The 22,885-nt window shown below is 63.1% G+C and carries 22 protein-coding genes; 9 read left to right on the top strand and 13 right to left on the bottom strand.

The genetic code is table 11. The features are described 5' to 3' along the window. Nucleotides 1-110: 110 nt before the first annotated feature. From ACFVJ3_RS27350 to ACFVJ3_RS27320, 7 genes are all read right to left on the bottom strand, one after another. The gene (locus tag ACFVJ3_RS27350; RefSeq protein ID WP_378455040.1) at nt 111-275 is read right to left on the bottom strand and encodes a hypothetical protein; all 165 of its coding nucleotides are present in this window, start codon (nt 273-275) and stop codon (nt 111-113) included. A 266-nt stretch (nt 276-541) separates the two neighbouring features. Then, the gene (locus tag ACFVJ3_RS27345; RefSeq protein ID WP_378455039.1) at nt 542-2,194 is read right to left on the bottom strand and encodes a class I adenylate-forming enzyme family protein; all 1,653 of its coding nucleotides are present in this window, start codon (nt 2,192-2,194) and stop codon (nt 542-544) included. 51 nt (nt 2,195-2,245) lie between these two features. Further along, nucleotides 2,246-3,112 carry an enoyl-CoA hydratase-related protein gene (locus ACFVJ3_RS27340; protein ID WP_378455038.1) on the bottom strand — a complete coding sequence of 289 codons (867 nt, stop codon included), beginning with the start codon at nt 3,110-3,112 and terminating at the stop codon, nt 2,246-2,248. Between the two features lie 239 nt (nt 3,113-3,351). After that, a complete protein-coding gene (locus tag ACFVJ3_RS27335; protein ID WP_378455037.1) occupies nt 3,352-4,455 on the bottom strand; it encodes an NAD(P)-dependent alcohol dehydrogenase in 1,104 nt (367 codons plus the stop codon). 44 nt (nt 4,456-4,499) lie between these two features. Then, nucleotides 4,500-5,954: an aldehyde dehydrogenase gene (locus ACFVJ3_RS27330; RefSeq protein ID WP_378455036.1), complete on the bottom strand. Its 1,455-nt coding sequence runs from the start codon at nt 5,952-5,954 to the stop codon at nt 4,500-4,502. Next, nucleotides 5,951-6,466, bottom strand: coding sequence for a hypothetical protein (locus ACFVJ3_RS27325; RefSeq protein ID WP_378455035.1), 516 nt, complete (start codon nt 6,464-6,466; stop codon nt 5,951-5,953). Before ACFVJ3_RS27325 ends, ACFVJ3_RS27330 begins: the two co-directional genes overlap by 4 nt. Further along, the gene (locus ACFVJ3_RS27320) at nt 6,463-7,389 is read right to left on the bottom strand and encodes a phosphotransferase family protein (protein WP_378455085.1); all 927 of its coding nucleotides are present in this window, start codon (nt 7,387-7,389) and stop codon (nt 6,463-6,465) included. The genes ACFVJ3_RS27325 and ACFVJ3_RS27320 overlap by 4 nt, the downstream gene beginning before the upstream one ends. Here ACFVJ3_RS27320 and ACFVJ3_RS27315 point away from each other — a divergent pair. Beyond that, nucleotides 7,339-7,533, top strand: coding sequence for a hypothetical protein (locus tag ACFVJ3_RS27315; protein ID WP_378455088.1), 195 nt, complete (start codon nt 7,339-7,341; stop codon nt 7,531-7,533). The genes ACFVJ3_RS27320 and ACFVJ3_RS27315 overlap by 51 nt on opposite strands. A gap of 154 nt (nt 7,534-7,687) precedes the next feature. Here ACFVJ3_RS27315 and ACFVJ3_RS27310 read toward each other — a convergent pair whose 3' ends face one another. Genes ACFVJ3_RS27310 through ACFVJ3_RS27300 form a run of 3 tightly spaced genes read right to left on the bottom strand, consistent with a single transcriptional unit; the run spans nt 7,688 to nt 11,046 of the window. Beyond that, nucleotides 7,688-9,136, bottom strand: coding sequence for an MFS transporter (locus ACFVJ3_RS27310; RefSeq protein ID WP_378455034.1), 1,449 nt, complete (start codon nt 9,134-9,136; stop codon nt 7,688-7,690). 16 nt (nt 9,137-9,152) lie between these two features. Further along, on the bottom strand, nt 9,153-10,010 hold the full coding sequence (locus ACFVJ3_RS27305; RefSeq protein WP_378455033.1) for an enoyl-CoA hydratase/isomerase family protein: 858 nt from the start codon (nt 10,008-10,010) through the stop codon (nt 9,153-9,155). A gap of 13 nt (nt 10,011-10,023) precedes the next feature. Next, nucleotides 10,024-11,046, bottom strand: a complete 1,023-nt coding sequence (locus tag ACFVJ3_RS27300) for an NAD(P)H-dependent flavin oxidoreductase (RefSeq protein ID WP_378455032.1) — start codon at nt 11,044-11,046, stop codon at nt 10,024-10,026. Between the two features lie 224 nt (nt 11,047-11,270). Between ACFVJ3_RS27300 and ACFVJ3_RS27295 the strand changes: the two genes are divergently transcribed. The 6 genes from ACFVJ3_RS27295 to ACFVJ3_RS27270 all read left to right on the top strand — a co-directional run bounded on the left by ACFVJ3_RS27295 (nt 11,271) and on the right by ACFVJ3_RS27270 (nt 16,914). Next, on the top strand, nt 11,271-11,858 hold the full coding sequence (locus tag ACFVJ3_RS27295) for a MarR family winged helix-turn-helix transcriptional regulator (protein WP_378455031.1): 588 nt from the start codon (nt 11,271-11,273) through the stop codon (nt 11,856-11,858). A gap of 45 nt (nt 11,859-11,903) precedes the next feature. After that, on the top strand, nt 11,904-13,079 hold the full coding sequence (locus ACFVJ3_RS27290; RefSeq protein WP_378455030.1) for a CaiB/BaiF CoA transferase family protein: 1,176 nt from the start codon (nt 11,904-11,906) through the stop codon (nt 13,077-13,079). Continuing rightward, nucleotides 13,079-14,092 carry a CoA transferase gene (locus ACFVJ3_RS27285; protein ID WP_378455029.1) on the top strand — a complete coding sequence of 338 codons (1,014 nt, stop codon included), beginning with the start codon at nt 13,079-13,081 and terminating at the stop codon, nt 14,090-14,092. Before ACFVJ3_RS27290 ends, ACFVJ3_RS27285 begins: the two co-directional genes overlap by 1 nt. A gap of 208 nt (nt 14,093-14,300) precedes the next feature. After that, a complete protein-coding gene (locus ACFVJ3_RS27280; RefSeq protein WP_378455028.1) occupies nt 14,301-15,563 on the top strand; it encodes an MFS transporter in 1,263 nt (420 codons plus the stop codon). A gap of 66 nt (nt 15,564-15,629) precedes the next feature. After that, nucleotides 15,630-15,929 carry an aldehyde dehydrogenase family protein gene (locus tag ACFVJ3_RS27275; RefSeq protein ID WP_378455027.1) on the top strand — a complete coding sequence of 100 codons (300 nt, stop codon included), beginning with the start codon at nt 15,630-15,632 and terminating at the stop codon, nt 15,927-15,929. Between the two features lie 169 nt (nt 15,930-16,098). Continuing rightward, nucleotides 16,099-16,914 carry a mycofactocin-coupled SDR family oxidoreductase gene (locus ACFVJ3_RS27270; protein ID WP_378455026.1) on the top strand — a complete coding sequence of 272 codons (816 nt, stop codon included), beginning with the start codon at nt 16,099-16,101 and terminating at the stop codon, nt 16,912-16,914. Between the two features lie 235 nt (nt 16,915-17,149). On the opposite strand, the gene ACFVJ3_RS27265 is transcribed toward ACFVJ3_RS27270, so the two are convergent. The 3 genes from ACFVJ3_RS27265 to ACFVJ3_RS27255 form a co-directional block, all read right to left on the bottom strand. Beyond that, complete coding sequence (locus ACFVJ3_RS27265; protein ID WP_378455084.1) at nt 17,150-17,548, bottom strand: acyl-CoA thioesterase; 399 nt, start codon at nt 17,546-17,548, stop codon at nt 17,150-17,152. A gap of 53 nt (nt 17,549-17,601) precedes the next feature. After that, on the bottom strand, nt 17,602-18,483 hold the full coding sequence (locus tag ACFVJ3_RS27260) for a hotdog domain-containing protein (RefSeq protein WP_378455025.1): 882 nt from the start codon (nt 18,481-18,483) through the stop codon (nt 17,602-17,604). 182 nt (nt 18,484-18,665) lie between these two features. Then, complete coding sequence (locus ACFVJ3_RS27255; RefSeq protein WP_378455024.1) at nt 18,666-19,547, bottom strand: PaaX family transcriptional regulator C-terminal domain-containing protein; 882 nt, start codon at nt 19,545-19,547, stop codon at nt 18,666-18,668. Between the two features lie 380 nt (nt 19,548-19,927). Between ACFVJ3_RS27255 and ACFVJ3_RS27250 the strand changes: the two genes are divergently transcribed. Together ACFVJ3_RS27250 and ACFVJ3_RS27245 are read left to right on the top strand one after the other, a co-directional pair. Then, nucleotides 19,928-21,205, top strand: a complete 1,278-nt coding sequence (locus ACFVJ3_RS27250) for a nitrate/nitrite transporter (RefSeq protein WP_378455023.1) — start codon at nt 19,928-19,930, stop codon at nt 21,203-21,205. A 1,025-nt stretch (nt 21,206-22,230) separates the two neighbouring features. Next, nucleotides 22,231-22,857: a TetR/AcrR family transcriptional regulator gene (locus ACFVJ3_RS27245; RefSeq protein ID WP_378455022.1), complete on the top strand. Its 627-nt coding sequence runs from the start codon at nt 22,231-22,233 to the stop codon at nt 22,855-22,857. The last annotated feature ends 28 nt before the right edge of the window (nt 22,858-22,885 follow it).

Here is a 22,885-nt window from a genome sequence, read left to right as displayed (position 1 = left end):
GAGTAGGACGGGTACCGCAATCCATCAGGTTGGATTGGCGCCGGTCCGTCGACCGCCGGCAGCGAGCATTCCGTAGATCAGTGTCCCCATGTGGGCGGCGAGGACGCCGATCACGAGATATATTGCACCGACGCCGAAGTCGCCGACAACTGCGCGAGAGGGATCTGTGGGTGTTCCTCGTCGCCGATGGCATGCAGGAGCCCCGTGCCGGCCAGGTGTCCGACATCATGTCCGGCGGTCGTTGCTTTCGGGCCGGTTTGTCCCCAGCCGGTCATCCGGGGCGTAGTCGTTCAGGGCGTCACGGTCGGCGTCAGCATTGAGATCGGGATAGATCGATCGTTTCCCGCGGTGGCGGATCTGCGACCCGTCCCGCGGCGGGCGGCCGCGCTCTGCTGGTCGGAGGTCTGCGAGAGTCATTGCCGCGAAGGGCGCCGGTCCCATGCCCCCGACCTCGAGGACTCGGAGGCCGGCGAGGGGGCCGGACGACCCGGCGTCTGGGGGAGGGGTCGTCATGGGGAGCGCCGATCTGTGGGATGGGCTGTCAGTTGTCGTTATCGATCAGGTCGGTGGCACCGCGTTCGAGCCACATGGCCTCGACATTGCGGCGGATCACCTTCCCGGACGCGCTGGTGGGAAGCATGTCGTTGCGCAACCACCAGCGGGTGGGGATTTGGAAGCGGCCGAGCGTTGTGGCTGCGTGTGCGCGCAAGTCGTCGGTGCTGACCGGCATGCCGCGCCGGATGGTGACGGCGGCCGCGACCTGTTCGCCGAGCTCCTCGTGCGGCAGGGCCACGACGATTGCTTCGGCGACGGCCGGATGGGTGGTCAGGGCCGCGGCCACGTGGGCGCACGAAATGTTCTCTCCGCCGCGGATGATGATGTCCTTCGACCGGCCGCTCAGGTAGAGGTAGTCGTCGGCGTCGACGCGACCGAGATCACCGGTGTGCAGCCACCCGTCGGCGTCGACGAGCGATTCCAGGTCGGGGTCGACGTACCCACTCATCAGGCCGGGGCAGTTGACGAGAATCTCGCCGTTACCGTCGGCGTCCGGGGTCGCGATCGTCACCTCGATCGGCGGCAGCAGTTTGCCGACGCAGCCCGGGCGCTCGGAGATCTCACGGGATGTACCCATGGCGAGGAGGCCACCGGCCTCGGTCAGCCCGTACATCGACCCGGCACCGCCACCCTTGAGGTTGGGGAACCGCTCCTGAACGGTGCGCCGGAATGCCGGGGTCGACGCGGACCCGCCGAGGGGGATCGACCGGACACTGGACGTGTCTGCAGAGACGAAGTTTTCGTGTTCCATGACACGAGTGACCATGGCGGGCACAGCACCCCAGGTCGTCACCTGCTCTTGCTCGATGAGGCGGAGGACCTCCGCTGGATTGAACCGGCCGTCCTGGTACACCAACCGTGCCCCGGTGACCAGTGCGGCGGTCATGACCTGCACGCCGGCGAGGTGGAACAGCGGCACGGTCACCATGTTGACACTGGCGGCGCCGTCGCGGTCGAGTTCGCCGGGCAGCCGGTGGGTCGCCAGAAGGAGGTTGTGGATGTTGCCGACGACCGAGCGCTGGGACAGCAGCACACCCTTGGCCGCTCCGGTACTGCCGGAGGTGAACAAGACCAGGGCCGGGTCGTCCTCCGCCACCTCGGGCAGGGGTAGCTCGGGTGCGGAGTCGCCGTGCAGCATCGGGCCGAGGTCGGTGACGCTGACCCCGGTGATCCCGGTGGGAACACGGTCTTCGGTGTCGTCGTCGTGGACGATCAGGACCGGGCGGACGGTGTCGAGGGCACCTTCGAGTTCGGCGGCGCTCCACCAGGCGTTGCACAGGTCCACCACGGCGCCGAGGCAGTGCGCGGCCCAGAACGCCATCGTGCATTCCGCGTGATTGCGGGCGAACAGGGCGACGTGATCGCCCGCGCCCACGCCCAGCGTCCGGAAGTGTTCGGCGATCCGCGCGACCGCGCGTTCGTGCTCGGCGAAGGTCAGCCGGCGCTCACCTTGCACGACGTGGACCCTATCGCCCCAGTGCCGGGCGTCGAGCAACAGCTGCGCGACGGCGGTGCGCCGGTGGCGGTAGACACGACAGGTACGGCCCCGCACGATCGCGTCCGTGGTGTCGCGGCTCCACCGGAAGCCGTCCGCGGCGGGGCCGGTGTGTTCGTCAACTGTGGTCGAGGGTGTGTTCATCAGGTGTGGTCCGTTTCTTGCGGTCGCTCGCGGTGGATCGGGGAGGGGTGCTCATGCGGGAGGTGCGGGCAGCGTCTCGGGGGCGGGCGCCGCGAACTGCGGGGCGCGCCGTTCGGCCATGGCCGCCACGCCTTCCTTGAAGTCGGGCTGCTGCATGAACTGCTCGATGAGGTCTTTCGAATCCTCCACTGCAGTACCGACATTCGAGTGGAGAAGCTCGGCGTAGATCTGGCGTTTGGCGCCGGTCGCGGAGGCCGGGGACACCTGGGTGGCGATGTAGTCGGCGACCTCGTAGACCTTGTCGAGGAAGTGCTCGTCCCGGGGATGTACGCCGTTCAGGAAACCCATGCGAAGGAGTTCTTCGGAGCGCAGGATGCGTCCGGTGATGAGGATGTCGGCGGTGTTCGCCAATCCGACGATGCGGGGCAGCAGCCAGGCCAGTCCGTACTCGGCGGGCAGTCCCAGGCGCGGGGTCGCGGTGGTGAACTTGGCGCCCTCCACGGCGTAGCGGAGGTCGCAGTAACCGGCCAGGGCGACCGCGATACCGGCGCACGGTCCGTTGATGGCGGCGATCAGCGGGACGCGTAGGCCCCACATCCACACCAGGTCGTGGTCGAATTCCGGATTCACCCCGTGGCCGGGGCGTGCGAAGTCGGGCTTGTTGACGGTGTCGGCATACTTTTCGTCGGTCTCGGTGTAGAAGTCCAGCGCCTTGGTATCGGCGCCGACACAGAACTGATTACCGCCGCCGGTGAGGACCACAGCCCGAACGGCGGGATCCGCATCGAGGGTTGCCATGGTCCAGCGGAGCTCAGCATTCATGCGGGACGTCCAGGAGTTGCCGCGGCCAGGGCGGTCGAGCCACACCGTGGCGACACCATTCTCGCGGATTTCGTAGCGGGTGACCTTGAGGTCCATCGCGCTGTCCTCTCGTGGGTGGAAGTGGTCGATCCGGGGCCCTGGTGTGGTGCAGGCTTGACAGGTTTGCCCACGTCACGTGTACACCGGCCAGGCCAGGAACGATCAGGGTTCGTATACTTCGGCGTCGGCGAGCCACATACGGTGGACCCGACGTGTGTTCAGTTCAAGCGCGGCGGCGACGTCGCGGCATCGAATGTGTCGAGCAAGTGCGAGGGCTGCGCGGGTCACCGGTGTGCTCACCCCGGGACGAGCACTGCCTTCACGATTTTGCCGGTCTCGGCGTCGTCGATGGCTTGATTGATCTCGTCGAGGGTGTACGTGGTGATCAGCCGGTCCGCTGGAAATCGTCCCTGCCGATGGAGGTCGAGCAGAACAGGGATGAACTCCTCAGGGCGGGTGTCACCCATTGCCACGCCCGTGATGGTGCGACCGGTGGAAAGAAGGCGCGTCATATCTGTCGAAAGCTCTGTTCCCCTGGGGCCTACACCCAGAATTGCGCAGGTCCCCGTGGGCGCCAGACAGTCGATCGCTTGTGCCGCCACCGCTGGTACCGCGCTCGTCTCCACGCTGTAGTTCACACCCGACGGTGCGACAGACCGGAGGGCCTGCATGACGTCCCTTCCATCCGAGGCGTCGATCGTGTGTGTAGCACCTAGTTCCTGCGCCAAGTCCAGCCGAGAAGGATGGACATCGACAGCGATGATGGTGGTACACCCGACGACCTTGGCTGCCATGACAGCCGCTAGTCCCACCGCTCCGGCACCGAAGACTGCGATGCTGGACCCCACTGGTGGAGCTAGTCTGTTCATTACGGTTCCGGCGCCTGTTTGAAGTCCGCACGCGAGCGGACCCGCCACAACGAGGTCCGCGTCCGCGCCGACCTTTACCACATTGCGTTCGGTCGCAACCGCATGAGTGGCGAAGGACGACTGCGCGAAGAAGAATCCGTGCACAGATCCGTCTCCGTGTAGAGCATTGGTTCCATCCGGTCTGCTCCCGCCCGTCGTCCACGTCGCGTGATCGACGCAGTAGGCCGGGTGCCCGCTTGCGCAGTAGTGGCATTCGCCACAGTGCCAGTAGGTCATTACGACGCGATCCCCGGGGGCAACCTTGGTGACCGATTTGCCCACGGCGCGGACGATGCCGGCACCCTCATGTCCGAGAACGATCGGCAAAGGCACAGGCATCCACTGGTTTCGGACTGCCACATCGGTGTGGCAGAGCCCGACGGCCGACACCTCGACGAGTACCTCATCGGATCGTGGGTCGTCGAGCGTCAGTTCCTCGAGTGATAACGGTGCCTCCTTCTCTCTCGCCACGGCGGCACGGATCCGCAACATGAATACTCCTTCCGATGAGGGGCAGAACCTGAAGTGGTGCCGACCTACTGCTTGTGTAACCAGCGATCGCTCGCGTAGATGGACTTGTATTCGGTGTAGGCCTCCAGTGCTTCGGGGCCGAACTCGCGGCCGAGGCCGCTGTCCTTCATCCCACCGAACGGCGCACCGGGGTCGAGGGTGTAGTAATTGATCCCAAACGAGCCAGTCCGTACGCGTCGAGCGATCTCGAGCCCGCGGGTCTCATCTTGTGTCCAGACGGAGCCGCCCAGCCCGTAGCTGCTGTCGTTGGCGATCCGGACTGCGTCGTCGTCACCGTCATAGGGGATCACCACGATGACTGGACCGAAGACTTCCTCCCTGGCGATGGGATCCGAGTTCGAGACACCGGCAAACACGGTGGGTTCGACGAACCACCCACGCTCCTGATCGACTGGCCTACCGCCCCCCGTCACGAGGACGGCGCCTCCAGAACGTGCACCATCGATGTGTGCCAGCACCCGGGAGCGGTGCACTGCACTGACCATCGGCCCACAGGTCACTGTGGGATCCAACGGATTTCCGAGCACGAGGTTGCGGGCATGGTCGGCGACGACATCGACGATCTCGTCATATCGACTACGCGGAGCGAGGATTCGGGATTGAAGCGCGCAAATCTGACCGTTGTTGCGGAAACTCGAATCCGGCAGGCCGGCGGCGAAGACATTCAGGTCGACATCGTCAAGGACGATCGATGCTGATTTGCCGCCGAGTTCCAATGTGCACGGTCGGATCAACCGACCGCATTCGGCACCGATTGCTCGCCCCGCCGCCGTGGAACCGGTGAAGGCTATCTTGTCGACGGCAGGGTGTGAGACGAGTGCCGCACCGGCGTCGCGATCGCCTGGCACAATGTTGAGCACTCCACCCGGAATCCCGGCCGCGCTCGCCGCTTCTCCGAACGCGAAGGCGTCCAGCGCGGTTTCGGGCGACGGCTTGAGGACGATGGTGCACCCCATCGCAAGTGCCGGCGCGATCTTCATGACCGCCAGCGTCTGCGGCGAGTTCCACGGCGTGATCGCACCCACCACACCAACAGGTTCTCGTCGGACGATGGTCGAACCGCGCAGACTGGCACGGACATCCTCGGTCTCCGCGTCCGCCACCAAGTTGGCGTACATCCGAAGCGTCGCCGCCGGGCCGGATCCATTGGCCACCCGCGACAGCGTGATCGGCATGCCGTTCTCTCGGCTGACCAGGGTGGCAGTGTCGTCGGCGCGGGCCTCGAGTTCGTCGGCGAAATCAAGCATCAGAGAGGCCCGCTCGGTCGCGCTCATGCGACCCCAGGGGCCGCGGTCCAGAGCGTTTCGTGCCGAATCCACTGCACGCCCGATGTCACGCCGGTTTCCCAGGGGAGCCCTACCGATCGTCTCCTCGGTGGCGGCCTCGATGACCTCCACCGAATCCGTGCTGTCGGCCGGCACCCACTCGCCGTCGACATAGAGAGATTTATGCTCGATCACCGGTAACCCTCCAGAAGCGTGCCGATCGGCATCGCATCGTCCCGGGTGAATCCTGCCTGACGGAACCAGGAGGCCTCGCGTTCGACCTGCCGCGCGGCGAGGCTCGCCATGAGGTCAGCCGCCGATGAATCTCCTCCGGCACGCCGGCCGCTCAGCTGCTGATAGAGACGCTCGGTGAGCACCTTCATCCGACGCGTCTTTTCGGTGATCACGTGAAGCGGGGTTGCTGCCTCCGTGGCACTCGGCCCGTCCTCATTCAGAATGTCGATGACGTCGCGCTCGTCCGACGCGATCATCTGGGCGAACGCGGTGAGGGTCGTCCGGTAATCCTGATACTCGACCACCGCGTATCGATACTCGTGTTCATGGCATTCGATCAGGGACCCGAGGGTGGCATCGATCAAGAGGACCTGCTCATGGGCGAAGTGCGCGCTTTCGGGCAGTGCGGGTACCACGGTCTCGGTGAGCCTGCGTCGAATCGCTTCAAGTTGCTGAGTAACGGTCGGAATCATGCGGAAACTCCAGATACGAGTCGGTTGAGTTCTTTCGAGAAATACGCGCCCAGACCTGGATAGATGAAGTTGTACATGACATCGAGCTGGGTCATCCGCAGGTCTGCATTGCGTGGGGCCGTTCCGATCAGCGAGATCACTGACCAGTAGAGCGCATAGACCATGTAGTAGTTCAGGCGTTCCCGGTCGACTGTGAGCCCCGAGATCCGCTCGTAGTCTGCGATGAATTGCTCCGTTTCAACCAGGCCCGAATTGAGGAACTCTCCTGATTCCCCCACCGAACCCCATGCGGGGAGCATGGCGTATGCAAGATCGGAATGGCGGTCACCCAGATAGCAGAGTTCCCAGTCGATTACGGACTTGATCTCGCCGCTGTGCTCATCGAAGAGGAAGTTCCCGTTTCGGTAGTCACCGTGCAGCAACGACACTTGATCGACAGGCGGCCGGTTTCGCCAGAGCCACTCCCGAGTAAGTGTGATCGTCGGATGGGGTTCGAAGGCATCCTCGTCCCACGCCCGGTCCCAGAAAGTCAACCGCCAGTCCAGGGCTTGGGTCGTCTGGGCACTCGGAATATCGAATCCCTCGAGATCTGCACCAGACCAGTCGTAGGCGTGCAGGTGGGCGAGGTGCTCGACGAACTGAGGGGCGAGCAATTTCTGCAGCCTCGGGCCGTACACCGTGCCCAGTCCGGTGGCGAGGGGAACGGCATCGGTTGGTGCAGAGACCCCCTCGGCGAAGCTGGTGATCATCGCAGGTGAGCCGAAGTCGTCCGAGCCGGGGGATATCCAGTATGCCGTCGGAACCGGCAGCGCCGACTTCACGGCGTTCAGCATGGAGAACTCACGCTGGACATTCGTCTCACAGCAAGCCCCGTGGGACTTGATCCGGAGTACGAGCCGCTCGGATCCTCCGCCACGGGACAGGCGGAACGAGTAGCACTCGTTTGCACCGCCACCGGACAGCTGAACGACGTCGGTGACCTCGAACTCCTCATCGAGGCGGTTGCGGAGGAAGCGAGTAATTCGTACCTCGGCCTCTTCGGGGGTGATCCCGGCTCGACTTCGTGAGCCCAGGGCGCGGCGGCGTGCCCGTTCGTCGAGTAACTCGTGCAGGTTCCTTTCGATTGCATCCTCACCGGGCGCTTCGTTGCCGTGACGAAGACCTGCCGGCAGTTCGGTCTCGAGTTTCACAGTTTTTCTCCTCATTGTGAAGGGGGTGCGGTCAGACTTCTTCCAAACTCCGATTCGACGTATTCATTCCGAAGAATCCCATCGTGATCGCGAATACCAGAGCGCAGACTGCCATGTAGGCGAAGACGGGAGCGAATCCGAAGCCGTTGTAGATACCGGCTACGAGGAACCCCTGGGCTAGGCCGGCAACGCGTCCCATTCCGTTTCCAATTCCTGCACCCAGGCCGCGAAGATTTGTCGGGAAAATCTCCGGAGCATAGGTGTAGAGAACCGACAGTGCGACGTACGAGAACGCCGTCAGCAGAAACCCTGAGATGACGATCAGAATGAGACTGTCCACGACAGCGAAGGCGAGAAGAAATACCGCGACGAGTACCATGCTGACCGCGCCCACTCTACGGCGTTCAAATTTGTCGATGATGGGGTACGCCAGGAAGGAGCCCGGGACGCTTGCCAGCGACATCATAAACGCTATGTGCAGGGCCTGCGTTTGGGGAAGCCCGCGCTCGACGAGGAGGGTCGCTACCCATCCGTTGAAGCCGTAGTTGATCAAAATGAAACAGATCATGCAGACGGAGAGAACGATCAGTCGGCCAATATACTTACGAGAGAACAACTCCGACACGCGGCCGGTGGGTACCGGTTCGGCTACGACAACCTCGGGGAGTTCCCCTCCAGTTTTGCGTCGCGCCTCGTCCTCGAGCTTGCCGATCAGCGTCTCGGCTTCGACCTCTCGCCCATTATCGATCTGCCATCGCACAGACTCGGGGAGGACGCGCATGCCGATCAGACTTCCGATGATTCCCAGACCTCCGACCACGAATACCCAACGCCACATTCCGGGACCCATTGATATAACGATGCTGGAGATTCCTGCAACGGCCGGAATTCCTACACAGCCAAAACCGAGGAGGAGGGCTTGATAGCGACCTCGCAGATGCTTTGGGTACATTTCACTGACAAACACAAGCAATACGCCGGTCATGGCCTGGAGCCCCACTCCCGTGAGGACACGGAAGGCACCGAGAAACATCACATTTGGCGAGAGGGCTGCCGCCAAGGAGAAAACCGAGTAGAAGACAACAGCCGATAGTATTATCTTCCGCCGACCTAGCCGGTCGGCCAGTCTCCCTCCTAGCACTGCACCGATCATCATGCCTACAAAGGTGACAGACGAGAGAAGCCCGATCGTAGAGATAGATAGTCCCCATTCGGCCCGTAGAGCAGGTGCCGTGTAGCCGAGCATTGCGGCATCTAATGTGTCGAAGAAGAAGAAGAAAGCAAGGAGAACCATCCACTTTTTGTGTGTGGCGGTCGCAAGCGGCAGTCGATCAATTCGGGCTTTGAGAATGGCAGTCGAGTCTTGCTGCCAGGAGGTCGAAGTAGTCATATCGCCTGCATGCATCCTTATCCGGTCCGATCTGGGTGATCCGTTCATCGGGTCCTCCTGATGGTTGGGGTCCCGGTTGTTCAGCAACACTTGTGGTTCCTGAACGTCACTTGACTGAGTAGTGACCTTCCCGTTGCGCGAAGGCGTTCTTGGTGCCGCTCCGGCTGCGCTCTCGCAGGAAGTTGAATTCGTCCTCTTCGAATCTGAGGTTCGTGCCCAGGGTGTGCCCGACATATCCGCGAGCGAACTGCTCGCTTCCGCCCAGACTCTCCATCGCCTGCTGCCACATGGCCCGTCCCGTCACCAAGGCATCTCTGGGATGCTGGGCGATCCGCTCGGCCCATGCTTGGACGGTGCCCTCGAGGTCGGCCTCCGGCACCGACCGGTTCACCGCCCCGAATCGCTCCGCATCCCGGCCATCGAATTCGTCTCCGAGCAGGAGGATCTCGCGGGCCCTCTTCGGCCCGTACTTGAGGATCTGGGTGTTCAGATGCCAAGTGTTACCGGCCAAGCCCAACCGTTGCTCGGCGTGACTGAATCGGGCAGTGTCTGCGGCGATGGCGAGGTCGACCAGTTCCACGAGGTACATGCCTGCACCGGTGCACACACCTTGGACCTGCGCGATGACCGGCTTGAGCGAGAAGTGGAATGCCTTGTAGTTCTCCCCCAGTTTGCGATCTCGCGAAAGCCGGGATCGTTGACTGGGGCGGCGCGGCTTCGTTCCGTCAGCGCCCGGTTCGAGTCCGTAGGACTTGGCGGCGTCGTTGTAGTCGTGTCCGGAGCAGAAGGACCGTCCGTTTCCTTTGAGGATGATGACCTTGACGTCGTCGTCGTCCTCCAACTCGTGCAGTTTCTCGACCAGCAGATCGAGATCGGCGAACCGGAGGGCGTTGTGCTTCTCGGGACGGTTCATGACGAGTTTGGCAACCGGTCCCTCGCGCTCTACCAGGATGGCATTGCTCATCGTTTGTATCCTTTCATCGCGTGTTAGGAGACGGTTGTATTGATGTGAGGATCTCCGCCGCCTCGTCAACAATCCTGGGCAGGTATTCCGCGACCGTGACAACGTCGGAGATACCGCTGGCAACCTGCCCCATCAGCACGAGTCCGTTTTCGGTGTCGCCCTCGATTTGGGCGCGCCGCATTGCGGCGATCTTCTCGGCCTGGGGGGTGGTGCCGGTCCGCATCTTCTCCGCGGCGGGGTTACGTAGCATCCGGCACGGCCCGAAGACGCCGTCGATCAACAGGTCGTCACCTTCCTGTGCTGCGACGAGGGCGTCCCGGTAGGCGGGGTGCCATTCGGTGTTGTCGGTGGTCGCCGCGAATCGGGTACCGAGAGCGACGGCGTCGGCGCCGAGACAGAGCGCGGCGGCCAACCCGCGGCCGTCTCGCACGCCTCCGGTGAGCACGACTGGCACATCGACCGCGGCGGCGACGTTCGGAACGAGCACGAAGGTGTGCATACCGCTGGCCGGTGCGTGCCCGCCCATTTCCGAACCGGCGGCAATGACGACGTCGACGCCAGCTTCGACCGCCTTCACGGCATGCCGCGTGGCACCCACCTTGTGTTGGTGGATCATGCCCTCGTCGTGGATCCTCGCGGTCAGGCCGGCGGGGAATCCGGCAGAGGTGGTCAGAACGCGCAACCGGCTTGCGATCCCGGCATCGCCCCGTCGTGCCGCGAACACCGCGTCGAGATAAATGCGCGCGAATGTCGCGATCCCACCGTTACGGTCGTGGCCCACCGGGATGTTCACCGCGAACGGGGCGGAGGTGCGGGTCGCGCATTCCTCGATGCTGCGGCGCAGCTCGGCTGCGGCCGCATGAAGGTCGCCGTCCGTTCCAGGCACGCTCACCGTGCCCAGACCGCCCGCGTTCGACACCGCCGCGGCCAGTCTGGTGGTCCCGAACGGGCCCATCCCTTCCTGAACTACCGGGTGCCGGATACCGACCAGATCTGTGTAGCGGTTGGCGAGGGGACCGCGCACTTTGTCACTCATCATGTGCCTTTCGCGTCGGCGCAGCACCGGCAGAGGGTGTGGCGGCCCATGCCGGAAGAATTGATCCGCCCACTCCGCATCGCTGCCACTCACCAAGGGTAAATAACTTCGTGACACGAATCATAGTTCCCGTACTATTACTCTTGATGAGTTCGCTGTCAAGAGGTCATTCACGGACCCCCTGATGGATTTACCAACCTCGAGGAGACATACAGGTGACGCTGATGGATAGTGACCCCCACACCGAATCCGACCCTCTGTCCATTCCGGGCCTACTAGGCCGGAACCCCGCCGCCCTCGAGTCCACGGAGATCGCAGCAGCAAGTCGCCCCCCGCTGACCATGATCGGCAATCGGCTGCGGGAAACGAACGCCAATGCCCCCCTCGGCCCCGCGCAAAGTTTGGTGTTGAGCCAGCTCACGGCCGCTGATTCGATGCCGATCACCGAACTGGCGGCCGCCGATGGCCGCGCAATTTCGACCATGACCGAAATCGTCGGTCGACTGGCCAAGGCCGGATGGGTCGAGAAGCGCGAGGGCCTCGAGGACCGCCGCCAGGTCCGGGTCGCGATCACCGCGGCAGGCCGGCGCATCCTCGAGGAGAACCAGCAATTGCGCAACCAGACACTCGCCGAGCGCATCTCCACCCTGGCCGACCACGAACGCGTCGCACTCGCCGCCGCGCTCCCCGCCCTGTGGAAAATCGCCGACATCGATCCCGAACTGTGGCCCCGAGTTCATGGGCGCACCGTCAAGCGCCCCCGCCGACAGGCGCAACCCATTCACCAGGAGCGACCCGCCGACAGAATTTAGTTCGTCCCCCTTGACAGTTACGGCGATCACATTCACTCTTGAAAAATGGTTCGCGTAACGAAGCAACCCACTGAGGTTGCAACACCGCCCCGTCCACTTGATTGGCTGTCCGGCATCCGGGTCGTCGAAGTTTCGACCGGGGTCGCGGCACCGCTGACCGGCCGGATCCTCGCCGAACTCGGCGCCGAAGTGATCAAGGTCGAATCCCGCGCCAAGTTGGACGTCAACCGGGTGCGGGTGCCACGAGAGGAAATGTCGGGGCTCGCCGACCCCGAGACGTTGCGATTGGAAGGCTTCGGCCTACTCCACGAAGCGAGTGCCAGTAAGCGCAGTGTCACGCTGAACCTGAAGACCGAGGCCGGCCGCGACTTGTTCCTGCGACTGCTCCGCGAAGCGGACGTCTTCGTCCAGAACTTCGCACCCGGCTGGCTCGAACGACTCGGCCTGTCCATCGAAGACCTGTTGCATCAGTGCCCCCGCCTGGTGGTGTTGTCGGCCACGGGTTACGGCCAGACCGGTCCGCTGTGCCAGCAACGCGCATACGCACCGATCATGAGTTCGCTCGCCGGACTGGAGGGCGTGATCGGATATGAGGACGGCGCGGTCGTCGGAGCGTCGGCGACCGCGATGGCCGACCTCAACTGCTCATTCTACGGCGCCTTCCTCGTGCTCGCCGCCCTCAACGGACGCACCCGGACCGGTGGTGGACGGCATCTCGATCTCTCCCAGACCGAGGCATGCGTCGCACTGCTCGGTGAGGCCATGGTCGAGTACGCAACCACAGGAAAGGCGCCGGGACCCACCGGAAACACCACCTCCACCGGTCGCCGCGAAGTGGTGCCGTGCAGCGACGGCCGGTGGGTCGTCGTCGATGATGCACCCGAGGGCGATCTCGTCTCCACCCGCCCCGACGCGGTTTCCAGCGAGGAATTGGTTACCCAACTCCAGTCAACGGGAATCGCCGCGACGCCGGTACTGACCCCCCAGGAGGTATTGCAGGATCAGGCTTTCCGGGATCGTGGGCTCTTCCAGGAGGTCGAACATCCCGTCCTCGGCCCCTTGATTACGACCAGTATTCCGTGGCACCTCGACGGCGCTGTCCCGCGTGTTCGCTCGTCGTCACCGTTGCTCGGCTCGGACACCGAAGAGATCATGACCCAACTTCTCCGTGTCGCCTCCGAGGACTTCGATCGTCTGACCGCTGAAGGAGCGTTTCACTGATGTACGACTCAATGGCCGGAGTAACGGTCCTCGAGCTTTCCGGTACGCGGTCCGCGGCTTTTACCGGCAAACTTCTCGCCGATGTCGGCGCGACCGTTGTGCGCATCGATACCTCCGAGCCCGACCCGTATCTCGACATCCACAAGCTCGCCAGCACGAGCGCAGTCACCGACCTCCTTCCTGGTGCCGAGGTGTTCCTCACCGATCTCGACGACGAAGCATTGAAGGCCCAGGGTGTATCACTCGATACCCTCCGCCGCGACTACCCTGCGCTCGTCGTCACCGCCCTGTCACCGCTGGGCCGCACCGGTCACCGAGCCGACTGGCATGCCAACGAGATTGCGATGCAGGCGATGTCCGGTCTGATGCACGTCACCGGCTATCCGGACCGCGAGCCGCTCGCCGCCCCGTACGCGCTGGGGGCCTTGCAGTTGGGGATCAGCGGGGCGGGGGCCACCTGCGCGGCGGTGCTCCGTGCCCGCCGACAAGGCACTGGTGCCATGGTGGAAATCAGCGGCGCCGAAGTACTGGCCTCCTACGTACGCATCTACGGTGCCGTCGGCGAGTACTACGGAATCGAGCTCACCCGAGCCGGCTATCGAGCACCCGGTTCCGGCGGGCGCTACCCCTTCGGAATCTTCCCGTGCAAGGACGGGCACGTCGCCCTCATCGCCCGAACCGCCCCCGAGTGGGACCGGTTCGTCGAGATGATGGGTTCACCGGAGTGGGCCTCTCTCCCCCGATACACCGACGCCCGGGCGATGGCTATGGACTACCCGGATGAAGTCGATGAACTTGTCATCCCGTGGTTGACGAGCCACACCCGCGACGAACTTCTGGATTTGGCTCAACAGCACAAGGTTCCGATGGCCCCCGTCCGCCGAGTGGACGAACTCACCGACGACATTCAGATGCAGCACCGGAACTTCTTCGAGACCATCACACTCGCCGACGGCACCCCCGCTACGGTGCCCGGCCGGCCCTGGGTCGAAACCTGCGCGCAAACACCCTGACCTTTGTAGACGGGTACCGAACCCGACCGGGCTTGCCCGACCAACCGCCTCTCTCACTACCGCCGACGCGTCGAGCCGACTCGGGTCCCCAAGAGGAAAACCCAGAGGAACAATGACTACTCCGCTCTCTTGGCAGCAAGACACTGCTGCAGTTCTCAAAGCCCGAATCGATCGACTGCCGATAGCGACAGCCACACACAAGAAGTGGATGACGCTTCTCGCCTTCTTCTTCTTCTTCGACACCATGGATGCCGCCATGCTCGGATACACGGCACCAGCGCTCCGAGCCGAGTGGGGACTGAGCATCTCCACCATCGGGCTCCTCTCGTCAACCACTTTCGTCGGCATGATGATCGGTGCCGTGGTGGGAGGGAGATTGGCTGATCGTGTGGGTCGGCGCCCGATAATCCTAGGCTCCGTTGTCTTCTACTCGGCGTTCTCGCTGGCTACAGGCCTCGCACCGAACGTGACCTCTCTCGGCGTCTACCGCGCGCTCACCGGACTGGGGCTCCAGGCGATGATCGGCGTTCTACTTGTCTTTGTCAGCGAAATGTATCCAAAGCATCTCCGAGGACGTTATCAAGCACTCCTACTTGGATTTGGATGCATCGGAATTCCTGTGGTTGCAGGCCTCGCTAGTTTTCTTATTCCGATGGGCCCTGGAATGTGGCGTTGGGTATTCGCAATCGGAAGTGTGGGAATCATCGGAACCTTGGTCGGGATGCGCATTCTTCCGGAGTCGGTGCGCTGGCAGGTCGATAACGGGCGAGCGGCCGAAGCCGAGGGGCTGGTCGACAAGTTGGAAGCCGAGGCTCGACAGAAAACCGGAAAGGAACTCCCTGAGGTAGTGGTCACCGAACCGGTCCCCGCCGGGCGAGTGTCCGACTTGTTCACCCGTAAATATTTGGGACGGCTGATCACGCTTTCCGTATGTATGAGCTGTTTCGTGCTGATCAATTACGGATTCAACGGCTGGGTCGCAACCCTTCTGATGGAACGCGGGCTTTCCCAAGAACAGTCAATGCACGCTGCCTTCATCATGTCACTGGCAAGCGCCCTGGGCGCCTTCCTGGTGTATCCGATCATCGACAGGTTTGAACGCCGCGTGGTGGGGTCAGTGTGCATGGCGCTTGTCGCGGCCCTTCTTACGCTCTTCGCCTTCTCGGACAATGCCACCGTTACCGTCCTATCAGGATTCCTGCTGACCGCATTACTTTTCGCTGCACTATCAGTTCTCTACACATACGCACCGGAGGTATTTCCGACCAACCTGCGTGGATTCGGCGCAGGAATCGCAAACGGAACGGGACGCGTCGCCGGCCTGGCCCAGGGGTTCGTCGTAGCGGCCATATTCACTAGCTTCGGCTTTTCGTCAGTATTTCTCTATTTGGCTGCTTGCGCCCTCGTATTCGCAATTTCACTGGGATTATTCGGAGTGAAGACATCGAATCGAAGCCTAGAAGAAGGCTGACACGGTTCCCAAATCACCAGAGGTGATAATTCATAAAAGCGGCACGCCGCTTCTGGAGGAGTACCCGTGATCGAGCATAAATCTCTCTATGTCGACGGCGAGTGGGTGCCGGCCGACAGCACGGATTCGGTCGAGGTTATCGAGGCCGCCACCGAGGAGGCGATCGGTTGGGCTCCCCTGGGAAATCGGCGTGACATCGGGCGTGCGGTGGAGTCGGCACGAAACGCTCTGGACCGCGGCCCCTGGGGTCGCATGAGCGCGACCGATCGGGCCTCTCTGATGCTTGATTTCGCCGGAGTGTACGAACTGGCTCGTTTGGGATCAACTACTCAACCCTCGACCCCGGTGCGCCGTTCGGTGGGATGAAAAGCAGGCCTAGTCCGCGAGTCGACCCCGAAGCACTGGAGGCATACACCGAATACAAGTCCATCTACGCGAGCGATCGCTGGCTACACAAGCCCTGGACTCGATTTGTGTAGCGAGCCCTAAGGGCGATGAAGATTGGTTCAGTTTCACTGTTGAATAGGAGAACGAAATGACCTCAAATGGACGGCTCGCGGGAAAGGTGGCGTTCATTACCGGAGCCGCGCGCGGCCAGGGGCGCAGTCATGCACTTCGCCTCGCAGGCGAAGGAGCGGACATCATCGCGGTGGACGTTTGCACCGATTACGGAACAACGGATTACCCGATGTCCACCGCGGAGGATCTGGAGCAGACGGTCAAGGAGGTGCAAGCTCTCGGAAGGCGGATCGTCAGCCACACCGCCGACGTCCGAGATCTCGAACAGCTCAGATCCGCTGTCGATCACGGCGTCGCCGAACTCGGGCGGCTCGACATAGTCGTCGCAAATGCCGGTATCTGCATACTCGCGACCTGGGACGAGCTCACCCCCGAGGCGTGGAAGGACGTCATCGATACGAACCTCACCGGCGCCTGGAACACAATGGTTGTCTCTGCACCACATCTGATCTCAAATGGCGGAGGATCCATCGTTTGCACGGGTTCTACCTGTGGAGTCAAGGGCCTGCCATTCTTTGCCCCCTATGTAGCGTCTAAGCATGGGTTGGTCGGCATCACGAAAACATTGGCCAACGAACTTGCCCAGCACAACATTCGGGTCAATATTGTGCACCCGGCGGGTGTCGCCACCGAGCTCACGAGTGGGCTGGCACGCATCGGTGAGCTCATCGATTCCAACCCACGGTTCGGGGGAACCTTCATGAATGCGCTTCCAGTCGAACGACTCGAAGCAAATGACATCAGCAATGCGGTCCTTTTCCTCGCGTCCGACGACGCCCAGTTCATGACCGGCACCGAGCTTACCGTCGACGCAGGGAATACCAACTTCTAACTCTCACGGCTCAGTTTTGCGGCACCCGGCCCCGGCCCGGTGAACGTGTAATGGCTGGCCTAGTACCCCTGGTTCAGCTCGATGTAGACGACGTCCAGGCTCGCCGCACTCCCTGACTGCGCCGGGTCCGGCACGTCGCCGTGCGGGCAGGGGGTCGGTGGGCGACGGAACCGTCGGGGAATATTTCGGAATCGACCTCAGCCGATTGTCCGGCTGAGCACCCTGATCTCGGTGCTCAGACAGCGGCCGGACATGACTGCTGCGGGTCTACAAGGTTCAAGATGCTGTCCGGCCACGGCGTCGCTCGAGAGTCGGTAGGGAGGACATGCACGGAGGTGAACGTTCCGTGGGCGGCACGAGCGCGAGGTTGTCCGTCGAATTCTTCTCCGTAGACGTCGAATTCGAATGTGATAGAGCTTCGTCCCACTGCGCGTATGCGGACTGTTGTGGTGACCTGCTGGCCGAACCAGAGCTTCGATGTGTAGTTCACAACTTGCTGAACTCTGGGCATGCTCGGGAAGTGCTCGAGCAAACCCACATGGCGGTACAAGCGGACCTCACAGGCCTCCACCCATCGCAAAATCGATGAATTGTGGTGATGCCCTGCAGCATCGGTGTCGGACCACTCGACCATCGTTGATAGTGTCGCCGATCGTGGCGGGAACTGTCTGTCGGTGCCGCTGCTGGTCACGGGCGCTCCTCCGTTGCGGACAAGAATGTGCCTTGCCCTGAGGTCAGGACGCGGCCCGACAGGGTCTGCACGGCAGCGTTTACTGTGGTGATCCGTCGGCCCCGACGTTCGGCCGTGGCACGAAGAAGCACCGTGGCGTCAACGGCCGGAACGATGGGCCGCTGATAAGTCAGAGTGAGGTCGAGCAGTTCCGGAGCCCCAGGTGCGCGTTGAGTCCCGGAGTGCCCGACGAGGGCTCGCATGGCGTGGTCGATCAGGCTGATATGAAGCCCACCGTGGACGATGCCGTGCTTGTTACACAGCGCCGCGGGAAGTTCCGCGGTCAGTGTCGATGTTTCTTCGTGCCGGACCGACGCGGTGATGCCGAAGATCTCGTCCAGGGACGGTAAATCCGGGACCACATTGGTCCGGACGGCAGAGTCCCTCACGAGCGGGGCCGAGGGCCCAGGCGGGGGCTGTCCGGGAACAACGAGGAAGCGCGCAGTTCCCACAGCGATATCCATGCCATCGGGCCCGCGGAGGCGAACGCTGCTCAGACCGGTTCGGTGGTCGGACGAGATCGTCTCTCCGTGCGCCGTCACCACGGCCCCAGGCGCGGGAACCGCTCCCACAGCATCGAGACGCAGGTCGACTGTTCGCACGTCGAATCCCTGCGCGAACAGTCGGCCCAGAGCCTGCGCCGCAGCGGAATCCGCCAAGATGCCCAACCAGCCCAGCGGTATCTCCGGCGCCGAGTCGAACCGCGGAAGGACCATCGCAGCCGTAGCCCAGTCCTCGCCGCGGGCCGTCACTCGACAGCCGGTGAGAATTTCAGCTGGGTGCCGCGGTTCGTGTAGACCGATCTCGAAGTCACGCGGTTCGAGAGACAGCGACGTCACAACCGGTTCCTTTCAGAAGGGGGAGAGTGGTAGCGATCGGTTCGGCCACACGCCGCCCCTTTCTAATATTCTACAAATACCTTTCGTTAGTCAAGTGAAATGTAGAATTTTTACTCGCTGGCCACATCGCCGGCCGGAGCCGCCGCCCGGAGCACGGGTTGAACCCGATGGAAACCCGGCCGTCAGCCAGCTTCTTCCGCGGCCCAGGCCTCCCACTGAGCCTGGGCTGCGTCGTGCCAGCGCGCATGGCCTTCGATGAAGGCGTCGACCGCGCACGTCGCAGGCCAGTCCGAGGGCAATAGCGACGCGGGCAGGACAGGATCGAGGAAGGGAAAACGGCGCCACTCATGGACGAGTGCCACCTGAGCCACAAATGTCTCCGCCGGGGTCAAAGGCGCCATTCCCGCGACCCAAGTAGTGAAGTCGCGATATTGTGCCGCGAGCTCGTCGAGTGTCCAGGCCGCAGAGATCAGGCTTTGAACGTCCTCGACGGGAACCCAGCTGCCGATCCAAGCAAATGCGTTGGATCGAAGACCCAATTCTTCGAGGACCCCGAGGACGGCGCCTTCCTTGTCGGCGTCCGGGATTACCCAGAGACCAGGTGCCGGCGATCCCATGCCAAGCCATGTGAGCTGCGTCCGCAGACGGTGGCGCAGACTGCGTTGAACCTCGGGCACCGCGACGTTCACGACCAACCACCGGCCGTCCCAGCTCCGGTCTTCACGCAAGAATCCGTAGATTCGGTCTGCACCGTCGCGAAGCAATGTGGCACCCCGCTCGGTCAGAGACCACCGCACGCGTCGGCCCGAGCGCTCCGACTCGAGCAGACCCTCCTGCGCCATACGGGAAATCGCCTGACGAGCAGCTTTGTGCTCCACGCCTATTGCAGCGAGGGCGCGCAGCAGCGTCGAGGTCCAGACCGCTTGCCGTCGCGGACCGACGAACTCGCCCAGAATGGTGAGCAGAGCGGACCTCGCACTGGTCGAGGCAACTCCGAGCGGGCGAGCACCCACGGCAACGTCCAGGGGCGCCGCATCCGAATCGGGATACCGGACGTCAGTCATGCCTCACCTTCCCACGTTCCCAAGCCTTCAACTCAACCGCTCACCGCGCCAGTCGCCGAAGACAAGAGCCTCCTCGACCGGTCGACAGTTCCTAATGTACAAACCGACAAGCGCCATAGTCGCAGCTCGGCACGGTCGCGCGCTGTGATCCTGCCATGCACATCGAAGCATTCCAACGAGTACTTTCTACGTATCTATTACGTGTCGCAATGCTTATGTTGACTATCGGGCTCGTGCGGACTTACTGTGATTCACACAACTTCGGCCTACCTGGGTGACGTGACGCACCCCCGAGGTAGGCGCTCACACCTCGAGTACGTACACCGGTGTCGACCAGAACAGAGCTCTGCTCGACCAGGGTCCCCGAAAGGATCAGCGCCATGAGAAGCGACACCTCCATTGACATGGCAGAACGATTGACCGCCGCGTCTGCGCCGATCTCGCGGTACCGCTGGGTCGTCCTGGGTCTGTGCTGGCTGGCACTGGTACTGACCTCGGTCGACCGGTCAACATGGGGACCCGCATCAGTATTCGTCGGCGAGGACCTCGGGGTCCCCCTGGCAAGCCTGGGCACCTTCGCAACCGCCTACTACATCGGGTATGTCCTGTCGAACGCTGGCAACGGCTTCCTCACCGACTGGGTGGGTGGGCGCGCGATCGTCACCACCTCCCTGATCGGGGCCGGCATCTTCATGATGATCTTCGGATCGACGACCTCGGCGTCCGTCGGCATCGCGGTACAAGCAGCTGTCGGACTCTTCGCCGGCGCCGACTACGCTGCAGGCGTCAAACTGATCACCAGCTGGTTCCGCCCCGAAGAGCTCGGTAAAGCCATGGGCATATTCCTGTCCGCGACATCCATCGGCGTCGTGGTCGCGAACTCCACCGTCCCGATGCTGATCGAGCACTTCGCCTGGACGACGTCCTACCACGTCTTCGGCGCCCTCTCCGTCGTCGCCGGCGGCATCTGCTGGATGTTGCTCCGTCCCGGCCCGGTCGACTTGCGGGCCGAAGCCGCGGAGTCCAGCGCCACCGGCGCGGTCATCATGACGATCCTGCGCAACCGCAACCGCAATCTCATGCTCGTCGCGGTAGCAGGCTTCGGCGGATGCTGGGGAACCTACGGCTTCATCACCTGGTCGAACACCCTGATGATCAAGGGACACTCGGTAACGCCCGCAACCGCAGGCTTCATCGTTGCGCTCTTTGCCGCACTCGGCGTATTCGGCAAACCCCTCATCGGCATTATCTCGGACCGTTTCAACGGCGCACGCAGAGTTCCCGCCATGATCGTCCTCGGATGCTTCGCGGTTACCCTGCTCATCTTCGGCATGCTCAGCACTCCGCTCGGCTTCCTGATCGCGGCCCCCTTCCTCGGACTGTCCGCGTACTGCTACCTGCCCTTACTCGTGGCACTGATCCCGCGACTCGTGTCAAGCCATGTCGTGGGTTCCTCCGCCGGCGTCTCCAATGCCTTCTGGAACATCGGCAGTGTGCTCGTCCCGATCACGGTCGGAGCCGTGTTCGCGGCATCGGGTAAGTCCTTCCTCGCCGCGTTCGCGACGCTCGCCGCCGGGCCACTCGTGGCAGTCGTCGCGTTGTGCTTCGTCAACGAACGACCTGGCTCGGTGTCCGTCGTCGTCAACCGCAACGCTTGACCGCAGGCCTGTCACAGGGTTCCGTCCACTGAATCGCGCAGACAACTATAGTTACGATGGCGACGGGTTGTATGCCGCCCGGATATGAGGGGCGCGTACAACTCTCATCGGGTCACAACTTATGCACCAGTGTCCGAAACAGGGCTTGGGGTGACGGCCCGGCTCCTTCCCGGCCGGCCCAGCAAGGCCCCCACCAGCGGTCCAGACTCAACGATGCAGTGCAAACCCGTCAGCACGCAACGAAGTCCGATCCTCAGCCGCTCCGCGTCGGTAACCGCAAAAGGAGACCGGGCGGTCGTTCCTACGTATTTCATGTGAGGACCCGTCCACGAGTCTCTGGCATCGGTCAGGAACTCGTGCAGGTCGATATCGTGGCAGTGGTCATCGCGTGGTCCTTCCTCGAGTGACTTTGGACGGTCTCTCACAGAGTCACTCGATGGCCGCCGTCATTAGGCTACGACACGCCGGTCAGAGCCGAATCTGATTATTACACCACTGTTTTGGACGCAACCCCGTCGCCTTCGCCTTCCTCATCCCTGGAATGCTCCCGCTCCGACGAGCGGTAGCGCCGTCGTCATGGCAGCGGCCCTGGGTGAGCACCATCCGATGAATGATTACCTTTAAGCTCCCGGTTCCCGGTGCGCGAGAGCCGATGTCGAGCACCGTTCGACGACCGCACCGGTAACGGTGCGGTCGCATTGCTCCGAGCGAACGCATCCTTCGTATGGGAGCACTTCCCACCCGCCGTATCGCCGGCACCGACGACCCGGATCACCCGCTCCCTCGCAAACTCGTGCTGCCGACGCTCGAGTGCGGTTCCCGCACTCGACCCCGACCGCGCACTGGCTCGCCGACACACTGTGAAACGCGGGACCGAGAAACGGGCGGGATCAACTGGGCGTATGACCGACCCGCTGGCAATGGCGATGGCCGCGCATCTCATCGGCCAGCGCGAGTCGGCCGTGCCGCAGCGACCACGTGGGCCTCCGCAGCTATTGACATTGACGTCAACATCAACACATACTGTGACCGTGACCACAAGCGAGGCGCAGGAACGGGCGCGGTCGGCGCGTAAGGACAACGACGGCCCCCGCCGCCGCGAACTCCTCCGCGCCGCGAGCGCCTGCTTCGCCGAACTCGGCTACGACCGGACGACCGTCGAGGTGATCACCACCCAGGCCGAAGTGTCGCGGGCAACGTTCTACGCCTACTTCTCGTCGAAGGACGAGGCGTTCCACGCCGTCGCCGCCGACGTGTGCGAGGAGTTCCTCGAGTCGCAGCACGTGGAAGGACCGGCGAGCGAGGACCTGCGAGAGGTGCTGCGCACCACCACCAAAGCGTTCGTGGAGGCCGTGTATGCCAACGGACGCGTCCTCGAACTGATCAGGCACCGCGCCCGGCTCGACCCCGAGGTCGGCCGAAGCTGGACCACCGTGCAGACCCGGCTCATCCGCCGCTACACCCGGTTCATCGAGCGCATCATCGCCACGTGTGACGTCACGCCGTGCGCGCCGCCCGCCCGCATCGCGCAGACCCTCGCCGACGCCCAACTCGCGGGCGCCGCCCGACTGGTGGACGCGACGGCCCGCGAACAACGCCGGTACACCGCCGACCTGACCGCCATCTCCGAAAGACTCATCGGCTTCGCCTAGCAACGACCATCCGCACAGAATCGGGAGT

This window comes from Rhodococcus sp. NPDC127593 (assembly GCF_042671975.1).
In the GTDB taxonomy this organism is placed as follows: domain Bacteria; phylum Actinomycetota; class Actinomycetes; order Mycobacteriales; family Mycobacteriaceae; genus Rhodococcus_F.
Note: the sequence above shows the minus strand (reverse complement) of the source record. Positions and strands in the feature narration are given on the sequence as shown.

Excerpts from the sequence above, each read along its gene's own strand:
- ACFVJ3_RS27350 (WP_378455040.1), bottom strand. The coding sequence starts at position 275 with ATGACCGGCTGGGGACAAACCGGCCCGAAAGCAACGACCGCCGGACAT.
- ACFVJ3_RS27345 (WP_378455039.1), bottom strand. The coding sequence starts at position 2,194 with ATGAACACACCCTCGACCACAGTTGACGAACACACCGGCCCCGCCGCG.
- ACFVJ3_RS27340 (WP_378455038.1), bottom strand. The coding sequence starts at position 3,112 with ATGGACCTCAAGGTCACCCGCTACGAAATCCGCGAGAATGGTGTCGCC.
- ACFVJ3_RS27335 (WP_378455037.1), bottom strand. The coding sequence starts at position 4,455 with ATGTTGCGGATCCGTGCCGCCGTGGCGAGAGAGAAGGAGGCACCGTTA.
- ACFVJ3_RS27325 (WP_378455035.1), bottom strand. The coding sequence starts at position 6,466 with ATGATTCCGACCGTTACTCAGCAACTTGAAGCGATTCGACGCAGGCTC.
- ACFVJ3_RS27305 (WP_378455033.1), bottom strand. The coding sequence starts at position 10,010 with ATGAGCAATGCCATCCTGGTAGAGCGCGAGGGACCGGTTGCCAAACTC.
- ACFVJ3_RS27300 (WP_378455032.1), bottom strand. The coding sequence starts at position 11,046 with ATGAGTGACAAAGTGCGCGGTCCCCTCGCCAACCGCTACACAGATCTG.
- ACFVJ3_RS27295 (WP_378455031.1), top strand. The coding sequence starts at position 11,271 with ATGGATAGTGACCCCCACACCGAATCCGACCCTCTGTCCATTCCGGGC.
- ACFVJ3_RS27290 (WP_378455030.1), top strand. The coding sequence starts at position 11,904 with ATGGTTCGCGTAACGAAGCAACCCACTGAGGTTGCAACACCGCCCCGT.
- ACFVJ3_RS27285 (WP_378455029.1), top strand. The coding sequence starts at position 13,079 with ATGTACGACTCAATGGCCGGAGTAACGGTCCTCGAGCTTTCCGGTACG.
- ACFVJ3_RS27280 (WP_378455028.1), top strand. The coding sequence starts at position 14,301 with ATGACGCTTCTCGCCTTCTTCTTCTTCTTCGACACCATGGATGCCGCC.
- ACFVJ3_RS27270 (WP_378455026.1), top strand. The coding sequence starts at position 16,099 with ATGACCTCAAATGGACGGCTCGCGGGAAAGGTGGCGTTCATTACCGGA.
- ACFVJ3_RS27265 (WP_378455084.1), bottom strand. The coding sequence starts at position 17,548 with ATGGTCGAGTGGTCCGACACCGATGCTGCAGGGCATCACCACAATTCA.
- ACFVJ3_RS27255 (WP_378455024.1), bottom strand. The coding sequence starts at position 19,547 with ATGACTGACGTCCGGTATCCCGATTCGGATGCGGCGCCCCTGGACGTT.
- ACFVJ3_RS27250 (WP_378455023.1), top strand. The coding sequence starts at position 19,928 with ATGAGAAGCGACACCTCCATTGACATGGCAGAACGATTGACCGCCGCG.